Source organism: Alteromonas sp. ABV4_515, assembly GCF_056160345.1.
The window spans coordinates 51,658-70,525 of sequence record NZ_JBSWWZ010000006.1 but is presented as its reverse complement, the minus strand read 5'-3'; the positions used below and the strand labels follow the sequence as shown (position 1 = coordinate 70,525).

The 18,868-nt window shown below is 47.9% G+C and carries 18 protein-coding genes; 9 read left to right on the top strand and 9 right to left on the bottom strand.

Annotated elements, in window-relative coordinates; translation table 11 throughout:
* The first annotated feature begins 96 nt into the window (after window positions 1-96).
* The 3 genes from ACXAGX_RS14605 to ACXAGX_RS14595 are packed head-to-tail and all read left to right on the top strand — an operon-like array spanning window position 97 to window position 3,241.
* Entirely contained in the window at window positions 97-795 is a 699-nt protein-coding gene (locus ACXAGX_RS14605) for a 3-keto-disaccharide hydrolase (protein WP_474839211.1), read from the top strand.
* Between the two features lie 2 nt (window positions 796-797).
* The gene (locus ACXAGX_RS14600) at window positions 798-2,477 is read left to right on the top strand and encodes a GMC family oxidoreductase (protein ID WP_474839209.1); all 1,680 of its coding nucleotides are present in this window, start codon (window positions 798-800) and stop codon (window positions 2,475-2,477) included.
* On the top strand, window positions 2,477-3,241 hold the full coding sequence (locus tag ACXAGX_RS14595; protein WP_474839207.1) for a gluconate 2-dehydrogenase subunit 3 family protein: 765 nt from the start codon (window positions 2,477-2,479) through the stop codon (window positions 3,239-3,241). Before ACXAGX_RS14600 ends, ACXAGX_RS14595 begins: the two co-directional genes overlap by 1 nt.
* Window positions 3,242-3,248: 7 nt before the next feature.
* Here ACXAGX_RS14595 and rrtA read toward each other — a convergent pair whose 3' ends face one another.
* The gene (gene rrtA / locus ACXAGX_RS14590) at window positions 3,249-3,839 is read right to left on the bottom strand and encodes a rhombosortase (RefSeq protein ID WP_474839205.1); all 591 of its coding nucleotides are present in this window, start codon (window positions 3,837-3,839) and stop codon (window positions 3,249-3,251) included.
* An 84-nt stretch (window positions 3,840-3,923) separates the two neighbouring features.
* Between rrtA and ACXAGX_RS14585 the strand changes: the two genes are divergently transcribed.
* Together ACXAGX_RS14585 and ggt are read left to right on the top strand one after the other, a co-directional pair.
* Window positions 3,924-4,688 (top strand): enoyl-CoA hydratase, encoded by a 765-nt coding sequence (locus ACXAGX_RS14585; RefSeq protein ID WP_474839203.1) that lies wholly within the window; start codon window positions 3,924-3,926, stop codon window positions 4,686-4,688.
* Between the two features lie 52 nt (window positions 4,689-4,740).
* Entirely contained in the window at window positions 4,741-6,459 is a 1,719-nt protein-coding gene (gene ggt / locus ACXAGX_RS14580; protein ID WP_474839601.1) for a gamma-glutamyltransferase, read from the top strand.
* On the opposite strand, the gene ACXAGX_RS14575 is transcribed toward ggt, so the two are convergent.
* The gene (locus ACXAGX_RS14575; RefSeq protein WP_474824722.1) at window positions 6,460-6,927 is read right to left on the bottom strand and encodes a nuclear transport factor 2 family protein; all 468 of its coding nucleotides are present in this window, start codon (window positions 6,925-6,927) and stop codon (window positions 6,460-6,462) included.
* Window positions 6,928-7,030: 103 nt separating this feature from the next.
* Window positions 7,031-7,996, bottom strand: a complete 966-nt coding sequence (cysK, locus tag ACXAGX_RS14570) for a cysteine synthase A (protein ID WP_070127737.1) — start codon at window positions 7,994-7,996, stop codon at window positions 7,031-7,033.
* Window positions 7,997-8,204: 208 nt separating this feature from the next.
* Between cysK and ACXAGX_RS14565 the strand changes: the two genes are divergently transcribed.
* The 4 genes from ACXAGX_RS14565 to ACXAGX_RS14550 all read left to right on the top strand — a co-directional run bounded on the left by ACXAGX_RS14565 (window position 8,205) and on the right by ACXAGX_RS14550 (window position 11,413).
* On the top strand, window positions 8,205-9,044 hold the full coding sequence (locus tag ACXAGX_RS14565) for an RDD family protein (RefSeq protein WP_474839201.1): 840 nt from the start codon (window positions 8,205-8,207) through the stop codon (window positions 9,042-9,044).
* Window positions 9,041-10,069, top strand: a complete 1,029-nt coding sequence (locus ACXAGX_RS14560) for an XdhC family protein (protein ID WP_474839199.1) — start codon at window positions 9,041-9,043, stop codon at window positions 10,067-10,069. The genes ACXAGX_RS14565 and ACXAGX_RS14560 overlap by 4 nt, the downstream gene beginning before the upstream one ends.
* Window positions 10,054-10,668, top strand: coding sequence for a nucleotidyltransferase family protein (locus tag ACXAGX_RS14555; RefSeq protein ID WP_474839197.1), 615 nt, complete (start codon window positions 10,054-10,056; stop codon window positions 10,666-10,668). Before ACXAGX_RS14560 ends, ACXAGX_RS14555 begins: the two co-directional genes overlap by 16 nt.
* Before the next feature lie 79 nt (window positions 10,669-10,747).
* On the top strand, window positions 10,748-11,413 hold the full coding sequence (locus ACXAGX_RS14550) for a rhomboid family intramembrane serine protease (RefSeq protein ID WP_474839195.1): 666 nt from the start codon (window positions 10,748-10,750) through the stop codon (window positions 11,411-11,413).
* Here ACXAGX_RS14550 and ACXAGX_RS14545 read toward each other — a convergent pair.
* From ACXAGX_RS14545 to ACXAGX_RS14520, 6 genes are all read right to left on the bottom strand, one after another.
* On the bottom strand, window positions 11,395-12,756 hold the full coding sequence (locus tag ACXAGX_RS14545; RefSeq protein WP_474839193.1) for an MATE family efflux transporter: 1,362 nt from the start codon (window positions 12,754-12,756) through the stop codon (window positions 11,395-11,397). The two genes, ACXAGX_RS14550 and ACXAGX_RS14545, sit on opposite strands and share 19 nt — an antisense overlap.
* A gap of 6 nt (window positions 12,757-12,762) precedes the next feature.
* On the bottom strand, window positions 12,763-14,016 hold the full coding sequence (moeA, locus tag ACXAGX_RS14540) for a molybdopterin molybdotransferase MoeA (protein WP_474839191.1): 1,254 nt from the start codon (window positions 14,014-14,016) through the stop codon (window positions 12,763-12,765).
* Window positions 14,017-14,127: 111 nt separating this feature from the next.
* On the bottom strand, window positions 14,128-15,891 hold the full coding sequence (locus ACXAGX_RS14535; protein WP_474824715.1) for a sugar phosphorylase: 1,764 nt from the start codon (window positions 15,889-15,891) through the stop codon (window positions 14,128-14,130).
* Window positions 15,892-15,894: 3 nt separating this feature from the next.
* A complete protein-coding gene (locus ACXAGX_RS14530; protein WP_070127729.1) occupies window positions 15,895-17,118 on the bottom strand; it encodes a glycosyltransferase family protein in 1,224 nt (407 codons plus the stop codon).
* Window positions 17,119-17,132: 14 nt separating this feature from the next.
* Entirely contained in the window at window positions 17,133-17,951 is an 819-nt protein-coding gene (locus tag ACXAGX_RS14525; RefSeq protein WP_474839189.1) for an HAD-IIB family hydrolase, read from the bottom strand.
* 2 nt (window positions 17,952-17,953) lie between these two features.
* Complete coding sequence (locus ACXAGX_RS14520) at window positions 17,954-18,820, bottom strand: kinase (protein ID WP_474824713.1); 867 nt, start codon at window positions 18,818-18,820, stop codon at window positions 17,954-17,956.
* Window positions 18,821-18,868 lie beyond the last annotated feature (48 nt).

The window sequence follows — 18,868 nt, the reverse complement described above, 5'->3', positions numbered from 1 at the left end:
CCTCTGTCATCTGTACACCATCCCCTGTTCGCGTTAACGTAGTGTTGAAGGATAAAAACACTATAACGACAATAATTTAACGAACAGGTAACGGAAATGAATCGTTTCAAGACCCTTCTATCTGCATTGATAGTCAGTACCACCACCACGACCACTGCGCTTGCACAGGATAATCAACTCACCGCTGAACAAAAAGCACAGGGATGGATATCGTTATTCGATGGAAAAGCCCCGACGGCATGGCGTAATTATCAAAAGAGCGATATTCAGCCAGGTTGGGTAGTCGAAAACGGTGCGCTTAAATTGGAAAAAGCCGGTGCAGGGGATCTCATCAGTAAGCAGGCATTTGGCGACTTCGACCTTTATATCGACTGGAAAATCAGTGAAGCTGGCAACAGCGGGATTTTCATTCTGGCCGATGAAAAAGGAAAAATGATTTATTCCCATGCGCCAGAAATTCAGATATTGGATAACGAAAAAGCCCACGACAATAAAATCGATACCCATCTTGCAGGATCTCTCTACGACATGGTGGCCGTGCATTCATCCGCGTTAAAACCCGCTGGCGAGTGGAACACCGTGCGGATAAAGCTGCAGGATAAGTTGCTACAAATTTGGCAAAACGATGTCATGACCACCAATGTGGTTCTCGGCACCTCGACCTGGGACAATCTAGTTGCAGCGAGTAAATTTGCAAACTGGAACGGGTTTGCGGCCAACGAAACGGGGCATTTAGGTCTGCAAGACCACGGCAATGTTGTGTGGTTTAAGAACATGCGTATCAAGGAGCTGTAATCATGGCGAATACAGATTTCCAGGTACTGGTTGTTGGGTCTGGTGCTGGTGGCGCCATGGCGGCTTACGAGCTTACGCGCCAGGGCATCAAGGTATTAATGCTCGAGGCAGGCCGTGATTACAATCCCCGTGCTGAAACACCCATGTTCAATCGCAATGCCGATGCACCGCTGTTGGGCTCGGGTAATAAAGATAAAGATTTTGGTTTCTACGATGCCACCGTAGACGGCGGGTGGTCTGTGCCAGATGAACCATACACCATGGATGAAGACACCGAATTCATGTGGTGGCGTGCAAGAATGCTGGGTGGCAGAACTAATCACTGGGGCCGTTTCTCTTTGCGTTTTTCCGAGCATGATTTTAAGGGCAAAACCCGTGATGGTCATGGTGCTGATTGGCCTTTCGAATACCAAGATATTGCAAGCTGGTACGACAAAACAGAAACCTTGGTGGGGGTGTGTGGCGCGAACACAGGCCACGAGGATATGCCAGACTCAGCGCCGGGTGTACTGCAGCCACCCCCTAAAGCGCGAGTAACAGAATTACTGGTTGCGGCGGCTGCCGGTAAAGAAGGTATTCGCATGGCACCCATGCACCGTGCGGTGCTTACCCGTTCTCAGGATATACGGCAAAAATGTCTATACGCTACCTCTTGTGGACGTGGCTGTTCAATTGGGGCGGCCTTTCAAACAACCACATCACTCATTCCCCTAGCAAAAGCCACCGGAAACCTTACTGTCATCACCGATGCCATGGTGCGGGAAGTACGCACTGATGATACTGGAAAAGTGATCGGCGTAACTTATGTGAATAAATCCAGTGGGGAAAACGTTGCGCTGGATGCCCCTGTGGTTATATTGGCTGCCAGTGCCTGTGAATCAGCCCGTATTATGTTGAACTCCCGGTCTGAAAAGCACCCAGCAGGACTGGCCAATTCAAGCGGTCAGATTGGACGAAACCTGATGGACTCAACCGGTGCCAATCTTGGCGCATATATCCCCGCATTGCGTAATCGCCCACGCTACAATGAAGATGGACATACGTCTAACCACCTGTTTATTCCTTGGTGGGGACACGATGCACAGGCGAAAGGTGAGCTTGATTTTCCACGTGGGTATCACTTTGAAATTGGGAGTGGCTTTCGCGAGCCCGGCGCTTGGGTAGCCGGTGATTTTCAAGGCTATGGTGTCGAAGTGAAGGAAGAAGCCCGCGCGGCTTATGGTAGCTATATTGGCTTCGCCCTTCGCGGTGAAATGCTGCCCAACGACGATTGCTACATGGACATAGACGAAACCGTAACGGATAAATGGGGCATTCCGGTTGCACGCTTCCATTGGAAGTGGTCGGAAAATGAAATTAATCAGGTTCGGCATGGTTTGGAAACGGCGAAGAAAATTCTCACCAACATGGGCGCCGAGGTAGGCGCGTTGCCTGATCCCGAAGATGCGATTTTGAAAGGGGGGCAAATCATTCACGAAGTGGGTACTACGCGAATGGGTGATGATCCAACAAACTCAGTGACCAACCAGTGGGGGCAAACGTGGGATTGTGACAACTTGTTTGTCATGGATGCTGGCGTATTTGCATCGAATCCTCACAAGAACTGTACGTTGACCATTATGACACTGGCGATGCGGAATGCAGACTGGCTGGCTAAGCAAATCAAGCAGGGAGCAATGTAATGATGGGTGATAACACAAACAAAATTCGATCCTACGCGCCTTCAATGACACGTCGCGATTCATTGAAATGGATGGGTATAATGGCGGCGAGCGTGGCGTTTCCTGGTCTCAGTGCATGTTCATCGGGGGCAGGGCAAGCCAAGCAGGTTGGTACCACAGCCGGACACTGGCCAGAGTTAGCGCTAAAACCAATAACAGCACCGGGATATGGAAAAGATCCTGATCTTATTTCTCCTCCGTCACAGGTTTGGCCGCGCACCCTTTCTTCTGATCAATTAAACCTTGTGGCCATTTTGTCTGACTTAATTGTACCAGCAGAAGGAGAGTATCCATCTGCCACTCAAGTGAAAGTACCCGACGTGATTGATGAGTGGGTAAGTGCGCCTTACGCTTCTCAACAGCGAGACCGTGAGATGATTTTACCGCTTTTAACCTGGCTAAATGATGAGGCAGTCATTAGAGGTGGTGAGTCATTTATCGCACTTGCGCCTGAGCTACAACGTTTAATCTTAGATGATATAGCGACACTAAATGCGCAAACCCCTGCGGCGTTTGAACGACCCGCTCAGTCATTTGCCCGTTTACGAGCACTCGTTCTCGCGGGGTACTTCAGTTCGCCTCAGGGCACAAAGGATATTGGTTATCAGGGCAATGTTGCCATTGCCGGTGATTACCCTGGCCCTAGCGATGAAGCCTTGGCGCATATTAATCAAGTGATTGATGGACTTGGATTGTCGGCTTATACCTGGACAGATCCCGCTTAACTCGTCATTATCGCGAACGGCGGGCGGGGATGATCATTAGCACAAAAATGATCATCCCTGCTATTGCTCCGTATAGATGCGCATCGACTGCTACTGTGGCATCTATCAGCGACGCCAGTTCGTCTGAGCTTCCATAAAATTGTTCATAGCATACCTTTAATAGCACACCTGCCAACAACAGAAAGCCTGACTTCAGGCCGGCGCGAATGTCCATACAGGCGCCCCAGATAAACATGCCATGAAGGGCGCCAGACAAACCTGCATACCAAATTAGGCCAGGGGAGAAAAAGTAAATGCCCACGCTGGTGAGTACTGCGCACCACAAGAACACTTTCCAAAAGCGAATAATACGGTAGTGCTGACTATGTAGCAGACTGAGCAAGAGTAAACCGGTGAGATTCAGCAGCGTATGATAAAAGTTAGTGTGGACGATGTTTGCGGTAAGGAGACGCCAGGTTTCCATACCTTCAACAGCGTAGCGATCGTAAGCGAGCCATTGTCCTGAGAGGGGTTCGAATGCCTGTGCGAGCAGTGCAATCAACGCAAGAAGGACAGGACCACCATAGGCAGTAATGAATTGTTTGGATTTATCTGTCATGGAGTTTTGTAGTTTTTGTCATTAAGTCGCTATGATACAGAAAACTCACTACAAATTGCCTGAATTTTTAAGGGAGTGTACCCAATGCAATCCATTCTTAGTCATTTTGACAACCACGTACTGACACTCAGTTTTAATCGTGCTGATAAAAAAAATGCACTGACAAGGGAAATGTATCAGCAACTTGCTGATGCGCTTATCGCTGCAGAGCAAGATTCCGAGGTAAAAGTGATTTTACTGAAAGGTGAGGGAGACGGTTTTACCGCTGGAAATGATATAGCGGATTTTGCCCATCGCAATGAAGGCGATAATGTTGCTGAGGTGGTGGCTTTCATGAACGCCCTTTGCGCATGCTCTAATCCCGTTGTAGCGCAAGTTCATGGCGTTGCTGTTGGCATTGGTACTACCTTATTGTTACATTGCGACCTGGTATACAGTGCGCCAGAAAGTGTTTTCTGCCTGCCTTTTATTAACCTCGGACTGGTTCCGGAATATGCATCAAGTTACATTTTGCCGCGCATCGCGGGCAAACGTAAAGCCAGTGAGTGGCTGATGCTCGGAGAAACGTTTGGGGCGCAGGAAGCCTGTGATTATGGTGTGGTTACAGGCATCGTGCCTGCAAACCAACTTGATGAACACGTAAGTAACGTGTGTAAGAAGTTGGCGCAGAAACCGTCGTTTGCATTAAAGCAAACCAAGCTACTTATGAACAACGAGCAAGATGCCGTACAACAGCAGATCAGCACTGAATTAGATATTTTTCTCGAAGCTCTTAGTTCTGAAGCGGCCAAAGAAGCCTTCGATGCATTCATCAATAAGCGTCCTGTAAACCGGGACAAGTTCAAATAAACCCAGAGGAAATCGAACATTGAAGTTTAGTCAGGGAATCCTTGCAACGACAATTAAAGTCGTTTGTTTATCCGTATCACTTACCGCGACTTCTTATGCGGTAGAGCGTAATGAGCCTGAGGCTGCTACTGGTTATGAGCAGAAAAAGGCCCATATTGCTGAAGATTATATGGTTGTTGCTGCAAACCCTTATGCATCCTGGGCAGGTAAAAATATTATTGAAAAAGGTGGCTCGGCCATCGACGCTGCGGTAGCCGTTCAGGCCATGTTAACGCTGGTGGAGCCACAGTCATCGGGGATTGGCGGCGGTGCCTTTATTCTGTATTGGGATAATAAAACCAAAACGCTGCATACTTTTGATGGACGCGAGACTGCGCCTGCCGCCGTATCTCCATACTGGTTTTATGAAGGTAAAAAGCCAATGAGCTGGATTGAGGCTGTGGTTGGCGGTAAATCTGTGGGTGTACCGGGCGCCCTTCGCGCTTTGGAAATGGCGCAGAAAAAATTTGGCACACTAGAATGGAAAGAGTTGTTCGATGATGCCATTAATACCAGCGCCAATGGATTTCGGGTTTCTGCACGTCTAGCGCACCTGGTTGGCCTTGAAAAACATCCGGGACTCAAGACCTTTCCATCTAGTGCGACGTATTTTTATCCGGCAGGTAAGCCTCTTAAGGAAGGCATGATTAAGAAAAACAAAGCGCTGGCTGATACGCTGACGCGGATTGCTAACGACGGAGCAGACTATTTTTATGAAGGGCCTGTGGCTGAAAAGATTGCTAAAACGGTAAACAGTGCGTCTATTAATCCCGGTCAAATCACACCGGAAGATATTGCCAGTTACAAGCCATTAGAGAAAAAGCCAGTGTGTGGTGAATACCGTGACCACAAAATATGCGGTATGGCGCCTCCCAGCTCTGGTGGTGTAAATGTTTACCAAATCATGAAGTTGCTTGAAGGGCAGGATATTGCTTCATTAACTCCAGACAGTGCAGCGTTTGCCAATTTGTTTGCTCAAGCCAGTGCACTCAGTTTTGCTGACCGCGAAATGTATATTGCAGACAGCGATTTTAATGATATTCCATTCGCCTCCCTTATTAATGCACCGTATTTGAAGCGACGAGCAGACAGCATCGGCGCTGACAAATCTTGGCGGAAAGCGAAAGCCGGTAAGCCTTATACCAACGCAAATGTGCACTTGGGTATGAACCGCGAGCAGCCCAATACCAGCCATTTCTCCATCGTTGACAAAGACGGCAATGCCATTTCCATTACCACCAGCATTGAGTTTATGTTTGGTTCGGGTTTGATGGTCGAGGGTTTTCTGTTAAACAATCAGCTCACTGACTTTTCATTTAACCCAGATATCAACGGCTGGCCGGTTGTTAACCGCGTAGAGCCTGGTAAGCGGCCTCGCAGTGCAATGAGCCCCACCATGGTGTTCGACGATAATAATCAACTGGAACTGGTTGTGGGTTCTCCCGGCGGTAGTCGTATTATTGATTACGTGGCGCAGACGCTGTTTGGTGTATTAGACTTTGGGTTGGATATTCAACAAGCTATTAATTTGCCGCGCATGACCAACCGCAATGACTATACTGCTCTTGAAGCAGGTACTCAGGCTGAAAGCTTGAAACCGGCGCTGGAAGCGTTAGGGCATGATGTAAAAATCATGGATCTCAACTCTGGCCTGCACGGAATTCAGGTTAAAGACGGTAAACTAATTGGCGGCGCCGATCCCCGTCGTGAAGGGGTGGCAGTCGGCCAGTAATTACATAAAATGATCCGGGGCGATACGGTCAACCTTCCATTGGCCGTCTTCTCGGATCATATTCACTGTGCGTAAATCTTCCACTTTATCATCGCCGTACATGCCGCTAAAAAATAACGTCACGTTGGCGCTTTCTGAAAACTCACTGCGTCCTACGCCATTACCACCTTGAGGGGTTATCGTAACGGTGTCATATCGCAAATTTACAATGTAACGTTGCACGTTACGATTGGTGCGATAGCGCTTAAGCATTCTAGCCATGCTATCTGAACTCAGTTCTATAGCTTTTGAAATGTTTTTACCTTCGTAAATACTTTGCATAAAGGTGAGGGCGGCATAATCAGGGGTATTCTCGTCCATCATGCCATAACGACCAAGTCCTTCTTTCTTTTCACCACAGGCGCACAGCACAATTGCCAATAAACTGATAAGCGTAAATCGGCTGAGGGTGAAATGGGTGATTGTCATAATAATTCCGGTATTTATAAATGCTACAAGTAAAAATAGCAGAAAATAATGACAAAAAAAAAGCGAGGTGTGAACCTCGCTTTTCTATTTAATTTACAAATGCTTACTGAACTTCTTCTTGATCGCTAAATTCACCTGCGAACAATGGGCTACTCAGGTAACGTTCGGTACCGCTCGCTAACAGAACAACCACAATTTTGTCTTTGTTTTCTGGCTTTTCAGCGAAACGCTTCGCTGCAACCACGGCCGCACCTGAAGAGATGCCCGCCAGAATACCTTCTTCTTTCATCAGGCGGTGGGTCATTTCCATACATTCTTCGTTGGAAACTTGCTCAACTTCGTCAATTAAGTCTAAGTCTAGGTTACCTGGAATAAAGCCTGCACCAATACCTTGTATTTTGTGTGGCCCAGGTGTGAGTTCTTCGCCGTTTTTCGCCTGTGTGATGACAGGAGAGTCTTTAGGTTCTACCGCGATAGACGTAATGGCTTTACCTTGGGTGTTTTTAAGGTAACGGCTAACACCTGTGATAGTACCACCGGTACCAACACCAGCAACAAACGCATCAACTTTACCATCTGTGGCGTTCCAGATTTCAGGACCTGTGGTTTTCTCATGAATTGCCGGGTTGGCTGGGTTATCGAACTGCTGCAGTAATACATATTTCTCAGGATCTGATGCAACGATTTCCTGAGCGGCTGCCACTGCGCCTTTCATCCCTTTAGGTGCTTCTGTGAGTACCAGGTTTGCGCCCAGTGCTTTAAGCAGTTTGCGGCGTTCCAGACTCATGCTGCTAGGCATGGTTAATGTCAGTTTATAGCCACGTGAAGCGGCAACAAACGCAAGTGCAATACCGGTGTTACCACTGGTAGGCTCAACAATCTCTTTTCCTGGGCCGAGTACACCACGTGATTCTGCATCCCAAATCATGTTCGCGCCGATACGGCACTTAACACTGAAGCTCGGGTTACGCGATTCGATTTTGGCATAAACATTACCACCAGTAACACGATTAAGTTTAACCAGAGGCGTGTTGCCGATAGATAAAGAGGCGTCGTCAAATACTTGCATTATTATTCCTTAAGTGTTTAAAAATACCTGCAGACAATTTTTACGGGAATCATTGTAGATTCAGCATATTTCCCGTACAGGTTTTTGCGTACAGTTATATAATTGGTGTCATTCTGCAAAATGAAAAGTGCTTTTTCGATATAAGTTATTTTTATTTGCGCTGAAACTTGAATAAATACTAAAAAATGCGATTGGCAAGGATTGCGACATGGCAGAAAAACAAGAAAACAACACACTTCACGAACCCCCACCACAGTCTAGTACTGAAAAAGAAGACAATACGATCGTTACCCCGTATGCCTTTCAGGTATCGCCGGAGCTGCTCGGTAAACCCTTGGCTACGCCTTCACGAAGGGCCACAGCGCAGTGCATCGATTTGGTGCTGTTGTACTTTATCTCTCACGCCAATGCTCTGGTCTTGGGCATATTGGCTGCGCTCACGTTTATGCGCGCAGGGAGTAACGTGATTAAAGGTAAGGGCAGCACATCTAGAGGTAAGTTCTTGCGGCTAGGCGCAGCTTGCTTGTTGGGTTTTATGGTTTTTACCCTCTTTGACGGGCCGCCTGACACCTCCGACTATAAAGTGATCCAGGCCAGCCATATTAGCGATACAACTCTGGACGACAGCGAGGAGCCGCTAGAAAAGGCAGATGAGTCAGGATCCGAGGCAAACTTCTTTGAATCCTTAAGCGAGTTTCTCCATGATGGACAAGCATTCTTAAGTGAGTTGGGGCTCGGTCTTGGTTGGGCGGCACTTTACTACAGTGCGTTTACCGCATACATGCAAGGCTGCACTCCCGGTAAGTGGATCACCCGTATACGGGTACTCAGGCTCGACGGCAGACCTCCTTCATTGTGGGAAAGTTTCGGCCGATATGGCGGATATGGAGCAGGTGTTGCCACAGGCATGCTTGGCTTCCTGCAGATTTTCTGGGATGCAAACAGACAATCTATTCAAGATAAAATAGCAGAAACATTGGTGGTCAGGCATTCGGTTAAGGTACTTCCTAAAGCGAGCGAGGCCGGAACATCAGGCGAAGGTATATGAATCACCACATTTACCATGTGTTGTCGGCGTGGGCCGGACAGCGCGATGCAGGTAACTGGTTACTTGCCACTATTATAAGTACTGAAGGGTCGTCCTACCGCAAAGCGGGGGCGATGATGCTTTTTAGCCAAGAAGGCGCGCAATTAGGCGTGGTTTCCGGCGGTTGTTTGGAAAGCGATTTACTGCACCAGGCCAGGCGCTGTTGGGAAACCGGTGAAAGTCGCATTGTCACATATGACATGCAAGAAGAAGGCGATATCGCCTGGCGTCTGGGCATTGGTTGTGGTGGCGAAGTGACCTTATTGCTTCAGCCGGTAAATGCCGACAATGACTATATAGGTTTACAGAGCGTGCTTGATAGCTTGCAGCAACAACAATCTATCTGGTATTCGCAGCCAGCCAGAGCGGGTCAACCCGCCGGACTGGTCAGCACTGAAAAGCCGAGCAACTCGGAAGATTTCTGTTGTGAGCTTTTGCCTCCACCAACCCTTGGTATTGCGGGTGGTGGTGTTGACGCAATGCCCCTGTGTGACATGGCGGCTCGTCTTGGCTGGCGCGTTATTGTGAACGACAGCAGGGCCCGTTATGCCCGTGCCGGCGACTTCAAAACGGCTACCAGTACAACTGATTTACCTGCCGGCGACTTCAAAACGGCTACCAGTACAACTGATTTACCTGCCGGCGACATTGCTCAGGCAGAATGGTATCACCAACTCGATGCGCTCATCGTTATGCACCACCAGGTACGCCTGGACGGTGAAACGCTTAATGCTTTGGTAAATGATACGCCAGCGTCATTGAAGTACTTGGCACTTTTAGGGCCGTCTCACCGTGCAGAGCGCGTGTTATCTGAAGCCGATCTTACTGAAGACTCACTCCCGCTTACGTTACACGCGCCAGCGGGTATTGCCATCGGTGGAGAACTCCCGGAATCAATCGCGTTGTCGATGCTGGCACAAGCCCATGCTGTGTTGCACGGTAAGTCTGGTTCATCACTCAAAGGGCGGCCATGTCAGTCAGACTAGCGATTATTATTTTGGCAGCGGGTGAAGCCCGTCGATACGGCAGTAACAAGTTGCTGAGTGAGCATCCAAGCGGTGACAGCCTTTTACACTACGTTATTTCGCAGTATCAGCCACTATCCGCCTTGCCAATTACCGTGGTTACCGGGCGCTTTGATGATGAACTTCGACAAGCACTGTCGACAGGGCATGCTATACGAATCGCAAAAAACGAAGATTGGCAATCAGGCATGGGCGGGAGTATCAGTACAGGAATAAGAGCCGTAATGACGCTCGCTGATTCTACTCCCGCCTCGCTTTATCCTACGCACTTTATGGTTGGGTTAGCAGATACACCGCTTGTCACTACAGAAGGTTTGCAAGAGCTGGTGGACAAAGCCTGTATATTTCCAAATGCGCGTATAGCCAGTGAAGCTGAAGGCGTACGTATGTCACCTGCCATATTTCCGCTTAGCGATGAAGATGCACTTACAGGTTTAACAGGGCAAAAGGGCGCTGCAAAATTACTCAATGCCGCCGCGCCTCACTGTATTGCAGTCCCTTTCAAGGAAGCCGCAATAGATATCGATGAGCCATCTGACTGGCGGGCATTAGGGCGCTAATCTTCACGTCATCTGTTCGTTTCATTCTCAAAGTGGCGGGTTCGATTGTTTTATTGCTGTGCGCCCTCATATTTTCTGGATGAACAGAAAACTCAATCGTGATGCGCTAATTCAGGCCATCAAATTAAGCACAGTATTCGTTGCGTTGCTTTGGGTAATCCAATCGGCTGGCGTGCTTTTTCATTTACCTTTAAGAGAACTTGGTATCACGCCATTATCCATGGCGGGACTGCACGGTATTTTTACTGCACCACTGGTGCATAGTTCCTACGAGCACCTTTTCCATAACACATTGCCGCTCTTAATCCTTGGCTCTGCGTTGGTATACGGTTACCCAAAAACCCGGATTAAAGTATTATTGTTTGCCTGGCTGGGCTCTGGTATCGGCGTTTGGCTATTTGGTCGTCCATCAATGCATCTGGGAGCCAGTGGTGTTGCCCATGGATTATTTTTCTACTTGTTTGTGGTTGCCATATTGCGCAGAGATAAGCGCTCGGTGGGCCTCATGATGATCGCTTTTTTCCTTTATGGCGGCATGATGATGTCTATCTTCCCTAGAGATCCGCAGATATCTTATGAGGCACATTTCTTTGGTGCATTAGGCGGTGCAATCGCGGCAATATTATTTGGAAAGCAGGACCCTAAACCGGTGCGCAAAGTCTACACATGGGAAGTGTTGGAAGATGACGACCCGGTCATTGGCGATCAGTGGAAAGCGCCGATTGATCACGAAAGTCGTCGCTGAATATAACGAACGCGGGCGCCAAGTAATATAGCTGCAGCGCTGAGACCAACAATAATACCAATCCAGAATCCAGCTGCTGACATGGGTTCGTCAGTGAGCCAATTTGTGCGGCCCAGTATAATCCCGGTGGGCATGCCAACAAGCCAATAGGCAGTAAAAGTGATTACCGACATGGCAGTGGTATCTTTATACCCACGTAGCGCATTAGCAGAGAGTACCTGAATGGCGTCGGAAAATTGAAATAGCGCGGCGTAGACCAGCAACGAATTGGCGAGGTCGAATACGGCTTTATCCTGTGTATAGAGCGCGATAATGGTACTTTTTGCCAAAACAGTAAAACTGGCAGTGAGTACAGCGACAAACATGCCGATAGTCAGCCCGCTTTTCACCACCATTTTTGCTTGCGTCAGATTATTCTGGCCAGCCCGGTATCCTACGCGTATCGATAACGCCATGCCCAGGCTCATGGGAAACATAAACATAATCGCGCTGAAATTCAGGGCTATTTGGTGGGCGGCAACGGTATTTGGACCAAAAGGGGCTAACAGAAGCGCAACAGCGGCAAAGAGTGTGACTTCAAACAACAGTGTCATTGCCACCGGCAGACCAAGCTTAAAGGTTCGCCATATCATGGTGAATTCAGGCTTATAGGTACGGGTGAACAAATGGTATTTTTTGAGTCTGCTTGAAAGCGCCACGTATACTGCAGTGGCAAAAAACATGGTGTATATAACGATTGCCGTGGCTATGCCACAACCTGCGCCACCAAATGCTGGAATGGGACCGGCACCGTAGATAAAAATGTAATTACCTACCAAATTACATGCCAGCCCAACCAGTGTAATAAGCATGGTTGGCTTGGTGGTACCCAGACCCTCACAGAAATTTCTCAGCCATTGATATAAGGCAAATGCGGGCATGGAGAGAAGCACAAACTGTACATAGTCTACTGTAATGGCAAACAGTTGCAGGTCCATTGGAAACAGCGCTACCAGTGACTCAACAAAGGGCCACAGCAACATGATGACCAGGCTACAAGCTAATAGCAGATAACCAGCCTGCTGCGCGGCGTTAGCCACATCAGAAGTATTTCCTTTACCGTGAAGTCGAGACAATATGGGGGGCATGGCAAGGCCCAAGCCCTGAATAAAACACTGTAACGGAATAATGATACTGAATCCCAGCGCCACCGCAGCCATGTCTATGGCACTGTAATTACCTGCCATGATCGTATCAATAACGCCCATCAGCATTTGCGTGATTTGCGCAATAAGTAATGGCCAGGCGAGTTTAATAAGGCGTTTGCCCTCAAGAACAAAACGCGGAGAAAAGAAGCTTTGCATGGAAGGTTACTGGGTCTCTAGCAATGAAAACGGCTGAATAGTAACACTATTACCTTCATGAATCTCAGAACATTCTGCAGGTAAAATGATGTAACAGTTGGCTTGCGTGACCGTGGTCATTACACCTGAACTTTGCTTGGCCAGCGGAACCACGTCATAATCGCCATAAGCGTTTTTTTGCATGTGCGCTCGCACAAACTCCTTTCTACCGGCTCTGCGACGCAAAGATGTTGTGAGAGTCGCCTTAATCGTAAGGGGCTTGATAACCTGTTCTGAAGCCGCTCCCACCATGCGCTTAATAATAGGCAGTACCAATTGTTGGGTGGTCACAAATGCAGATACAGGATTACCCGGTACGCCACAGAATACTGCGTTACCTAATCTGCCGAACGCAAAGGGCTTTCCAGGTTTTATGGCTATTTTCCAAAACCCAATGTCACCCTGACTTGCTACCAGCTCTTTAACAAAATCGGCATCACCCACCGATACGCCACCACTACTGATCACTAAATCCTGAGTGTGAGCAGCGTTGGTAAATACTTCACTTAACGCCGCTTTATCATCTGCAACAATCCCGAAATCTGTGATCTCAACCGGTTCGGCGGCAAGCAGTGCTCGGGTACCCGTGCGGTTGGATTCGTAAATTTGACCTGAAGCCAGCGTTTCTCCGGCGGTTTTTAGTTCATCGCCTGTGGCAATAATACCCACCCGAAGTTTGCGGAAAACCTGAACAGAAGCAATGCCCATTGAAGCAAGTAGAACAAGGTGACTGGCGGTGAGCTGGGTGCCTGCTGTTATAACGGTCGCGCCTGTTGCAATGTCGCCACCGGCGCGACGGATATTTTCACCTGGCATGGCGGGTTTATTAATGACCACTTCAGTGTCTGTACGCGAGGTATTTTCCTGCATGACAACACAATCTGCGCCACTGGGAACCAGCGCACCCGTCATAATACGCACTGCCTGACCTTTTTCCAGTTTCACTTCTCTTAACGGCATGCCTGCAAGTTGCGTATCTACAACCTGTAACGGCAGTGTCGACTGCGAATCACTGGCGTACAGCGCAAATCCGTCCATTGCCGAATTGTCGGCAGGGGGCACGTTTACACCAGCAACCACATCTTTACTTAGCACCCGGTGTAATGCGTCGCCAACCATTACGGCTTCAGCTTCTACTACAGGTTGAACGTGTGACAGCGCGTTATGAAGTGCATCTTCCAAGGGAAGCCAACCATTGGGGGCAGAAGTCGAGATAGTCATTATGTGTATACCGCAGGTGAAAAGAGGAATTATTGCTTAACAAAATAAAAAAACCAACACCCACAACAACATGTGCTGGAAGGTGCTGGTTTTTCGGGGTAGATAGCAGTGTTAGTCTTCAAACTCCATATTTGAAATCCACACTGTTTGGTAGGGTTTAAGCTGCAGAAAGCCACCCACATCTTCAAGCTCATCACGGGTGATGAGATCCATCCATTTATCGGTACCAATCAAGTTAATACTTGATAGCAAAATAGACTGTTCTTCGTTAGTCACATTACTTACACAGAACACACTCTGCCGGCGATCAAGACTCTGTCGCCAGAATCCGAACAAGGTGTCACCGAGTTGTAAAGTAAACTGTGTGGCGTTCGGGTGAAAGGCCGGTTGTGCTTTACGAATACGAATTAACTGCGAAATGCGTGTTAGTACCTTGTGATGCTGGGAGTAGGGCGAATCGAGCAGGGCAGCGAGTTCTTCAAAATTCCAGCGATGACGATTAATAGAGCGGTTTTGCCCGGTGTTGGCCACCTTTTCATAATCGTTGCTGGTACCCAGTAGACTATGAATGTAAAGCCCTGGAATACCTTCCATACCAAGCATGATGGCATGCGCACAGATAAAGCGGTCTATCTGCCATTTGTCTGGCCCTGCCGTGGTACCTTGCAGAGCATCAAACAACGTGATGTTAATTTCATAAGGCTTTTGCTGACCGTGGTCGGATGCCCGCCAGGACACTTTTCCGCCGAAATTCTGCATGGTGTGAACCAGGGTAGAAATTTCTTCGTCATCGAGTAGGCCTTCCGCAGGGCGCAGACCAATGCCGTCGTGAGACGCAATAAAATTAAAATACGTGGTGCCGTTCTGCGCCGGTGGCATGCTCATCATCCAGTTTTTCAAATAGGCACAATTTCCGGTAACCAAGGTGTTTACCAGCAAAGGCGGCAGCGAAAAATTGTAGATGGCATGGGCTTCGTTAGCATTCCCGAAATAGGTGAGGTTTTCCCGGTTTGGGATGTTGGTTTCTGTAATGATAATGACGGTCGGGTCGGCATGTTCAATCAGCGTCCGAAGCATGCGAATGCACTCGTGAGTTTGAAACAAATTGATACATGAGGTGCCGATTATTTTCCATAGGAAAGCGACAGCATCCAAACGGAACAATTTCGCGCCCTTGTCCAGATACTGTCGAATGATTTCCACAAACGCCAGGAGCACCTTGGGGTTGCGGAAATCAAAGTCGACCTGATCATGACTGAAGGTACACCAAACATATTGCGTACCTGTGGCTGTTTGGGTTTCTCGCAATAGAGGAGAAACCCGGGGGCGGGTAACCATAGATAAATCATCGCTGGGATCAGCGGTGAAGAAGAAATCGCTACCGATCCCTTCTCCTTTCTGGAAATTCTCAAACCAGGCACTGCGAGCTGAGCAATGGTTAATCACTAAATCGAACATCAGTCCGTAGTGTTTAGCCAATCGCTCGATATCACCCCAGTCTCCAAGTGATTCATTCACACTGGAGTAGTCGATAACAGAAAAACCATCATCTGAGCTATAGGGGAAGAACGGCAACATGTGTACTTTGTTTATTGTGTTCTTACAGTAGGTATGGAGAAATCTATCGAGTGTGAACAATGGCTGTTCACCTTCACTGATCACACTATCGCCATAGGTGATCATAATGATGTCTTCTTCATCCCAGTAATTGCAGTAAGGTGTTGGCTGAACGATATCTTCGTCAGCCTTCAGGCGCATGGTTGCTAATAGTTCCGTGGCCAGTTCACCAACCGGGATTTCCAGATGCACATCCGCATAGATAGCCTGTAATTGATTACAAACCTTTTCGTGTAATTGATCCCAACTTGTCGTCATGCGTTACCCTAGTAGTTCAGCGGTGTCTGCTTCAACAGCCTCCAGCAGGCGGTCAAGAATATCTGGAACCGCACTGGTGACACGGTTCCAACTTGGAATAAACGGTGTTTCCATCGGATTTTCCAGGAAGCTAGTGCCTGCTTTCATGATATTACTGGCGAATAATTCAACGGCTTTTTCTTCGTTGTGAATATCTAACGTAAGGCCATTCATTACCGCATCGTTGTGGTAGGTTTCAACGAAGTCCAGCGCAATACGGTAATATGTCGCTTTAATCGAACGGAACATTTCGTTGCTAAACGTAAAGCCCTGTGTCGCCAGTTTGCGGAACAGTGCCTTGGTAATGTCGATAGACATTTTGGACAGGCCGCCTTGGTCGTTATTAAAAGACAGATCCTGGTGTTTGTGATCGTAGTTATCGGCAATGTCTGCCTGACACAAACGGTTATGGTTATAGTTTCTGTGCATTTCAGAAAGTACACCTACTTCCAGACCCCAGTCGCTTGGAATTCGAATATCGCTTAATACATCGCGACGGAAAGAAAACTCACCTGCTAGCGGATAACGGAAGCTGTCCATGAATTCGAGGTATTCGTGGTCGCCTAGTGTACGCTTAAGCGCGCGCAATAATGGAGTAACCAGCAGTCGCGAAACCCGACCATTGATTTTTCCATTAGCAACACGGGCATAGTAGCCTTTACAAAATTCATAGTTGAATTGTGGGTTAGCCACCGGATAAATCAGGCGCGCAAGTAAATCGCGGGTATAAGTCACAATGTCGCAATCGTGTAGCGCAACAGATTCTGAGCGGTTAGATGCCAGAATGTAACCCATGCAATACCATACGTTTCTGCCTTTGCCGAGCTCTTTAGGTGCCAGGTTAAGAGCAGATAATTCTTCATCGATGGCTTTTAAACGGGGGCCATCATTCCATAAAACACGGTGATGCTGTGGAAGCTTTTCAAAGAACTTCAGTGCAGACTTGTATTGTTCTTTATCGGCGCGGTCTAAACCAATGACGATTTCAGAAAGATAAGGAACTTGGGTCAGTTCGGTAACGATGTTAGGGAGTGCCTCACCTTCAAGTTCAGAATACAGCGAAGGTAAAATAAGAGCCATTGGGCGCTTCTGCGAAAATCGTAAAAGTTCAGCCTCAAGTTCCTCTGTGGGGCGTCTAGATAAGTTGTGTAACGTGGTCACTACGCCATTTTGATAAAAATCAGCCATGTGTTCTCCGTGTCCTATTTAAAAAGTAATTGGGTCAATACTTCAGTCCAGCCTTCGGGGCCATGTAGGGTACTGGTATATACATTTTCTTCTTTTTGTAATGGTGGTGGTGGATGGCTGGGAGAAGCGATTCTTACTGCTATATTCGCCGCTTCCAGCATCGCAATATCATTTTTGCCGTCACCCAGCGCTATGCTGGATACGTCTTCGTTACTTTGTCGACGGTACTCATCAACAAACCATTCCAAAGCAGCCCCTTTATTGCAGTCGCCGGAAATATGAATAAAGCGCCCGCCTTCGAGAGGGTAGGCCCCGCGCTCGGTTACCGATTTAATGAATGCCTCTTTGCGTTCATCAGAACCTTTCCATAAAACCGGTTCACCAAATTGACGCTGCGCTGCACGTGTGGCGTCGGCAGCGTCTAGGCCAGTTGCTTCACAAATATCTTCAATAGTCATTTCACTGAAATGGGTGAACTCATCCTGAAAATCCGGTTTCACTTTTTCAAGTAACTTCAGCCAGTACATTTTTGATGAAGTAAAGGATTTGCACCAAAATCCATCTTGCCAAACCGTACCTGCTGGCTTCTTCTTAAAAAAACCATGAGGAATATAGGCCGCAGCGCCATTTTCGACGATAAACGGTCCGTTCAGACTCAATGTTTGGCGTAGCTCCAATAATTCAACAAATGTCTTGCTGGTGGTTGGGATCACCGGAATGTTTGCGCCTTCTAGTTTTATTAGCGTGGGTTCGGCGGCGGCAAAACTGTAAGTGTTGTGATCCAGCAGAGTGCCGTCCATATCAGTGAAAATTAGCGTGTTAGCGTTGCTCATTACTACTTCCTGATTACGTCTTTTATTATTCGGTTTTCGTCGAGTTCAAATACCTGATTGCATTTATCTGGCAGCGTGGCAAATGCATGTTCGGTAAGTCGTTGATAGTGCTGAATGAAGCGTAGAATTTGTTCATCAGACATAATGCCAGCGCTGTGCTTCCCGGTTTTTGCTGCAAGTTTATGTTCTTGCTCGCATCGCCATTTATACACGTGTTCAAACGATGGACCTTTCAACATTACCCAATACTGCATAAATCGGTATAAAGATTCATAATCGTCAGTAATTTTATCGTTAACAAAGCTGCGCCACGTGCCGTCCGGGTCTTCCTCTGACTCTAGGGTGTTAACCGGTTCGTTTAGTGCTTTTGGCGCTTGTGCATCTACGCCCCAGCACCAGCCTTCCATAAGTACTATATCTACGGGGGCTTGAATAACCGGCCACTGCGCCGATGGGAAAGGGTCGTCAATGGCTTTATTGAACCGGGGAAGGGCAACGTCACCTGTTTTACCTAATGCAGCAAATGTTTGCAGCGCGAGTTGCGTGTTGTGGGTGCCAGGTACGCCCCGGGTCCTAAGCAACGGGTGTACAGATTCAGCTAACTCAACGCGGGACTGTTTTGAAAGGTAGAAGTCGTCGAGAGACACCGTCACGGCGGTGAGGTTTTTAGAAGTAAAATAATGAACCAGAAAATCACATAAGGTGGATTTTCCTGAACCCTGACAGCCATTAACGCCAACAAAGAAAGGTTTGTTTGCACTCTTTTGGTGCTCTGCAATTTCCTCTGCGAGCGGCATGAACCACTTTAGTGCAGTGGTGCGATAGCTGTCCGGTAATTGGTGTTCGGTCAGAAAGCCCGTAATATCCATGTTACTACCTATGTGGCGTGCATCTCAGCACAATCTTATGAGAGTAGT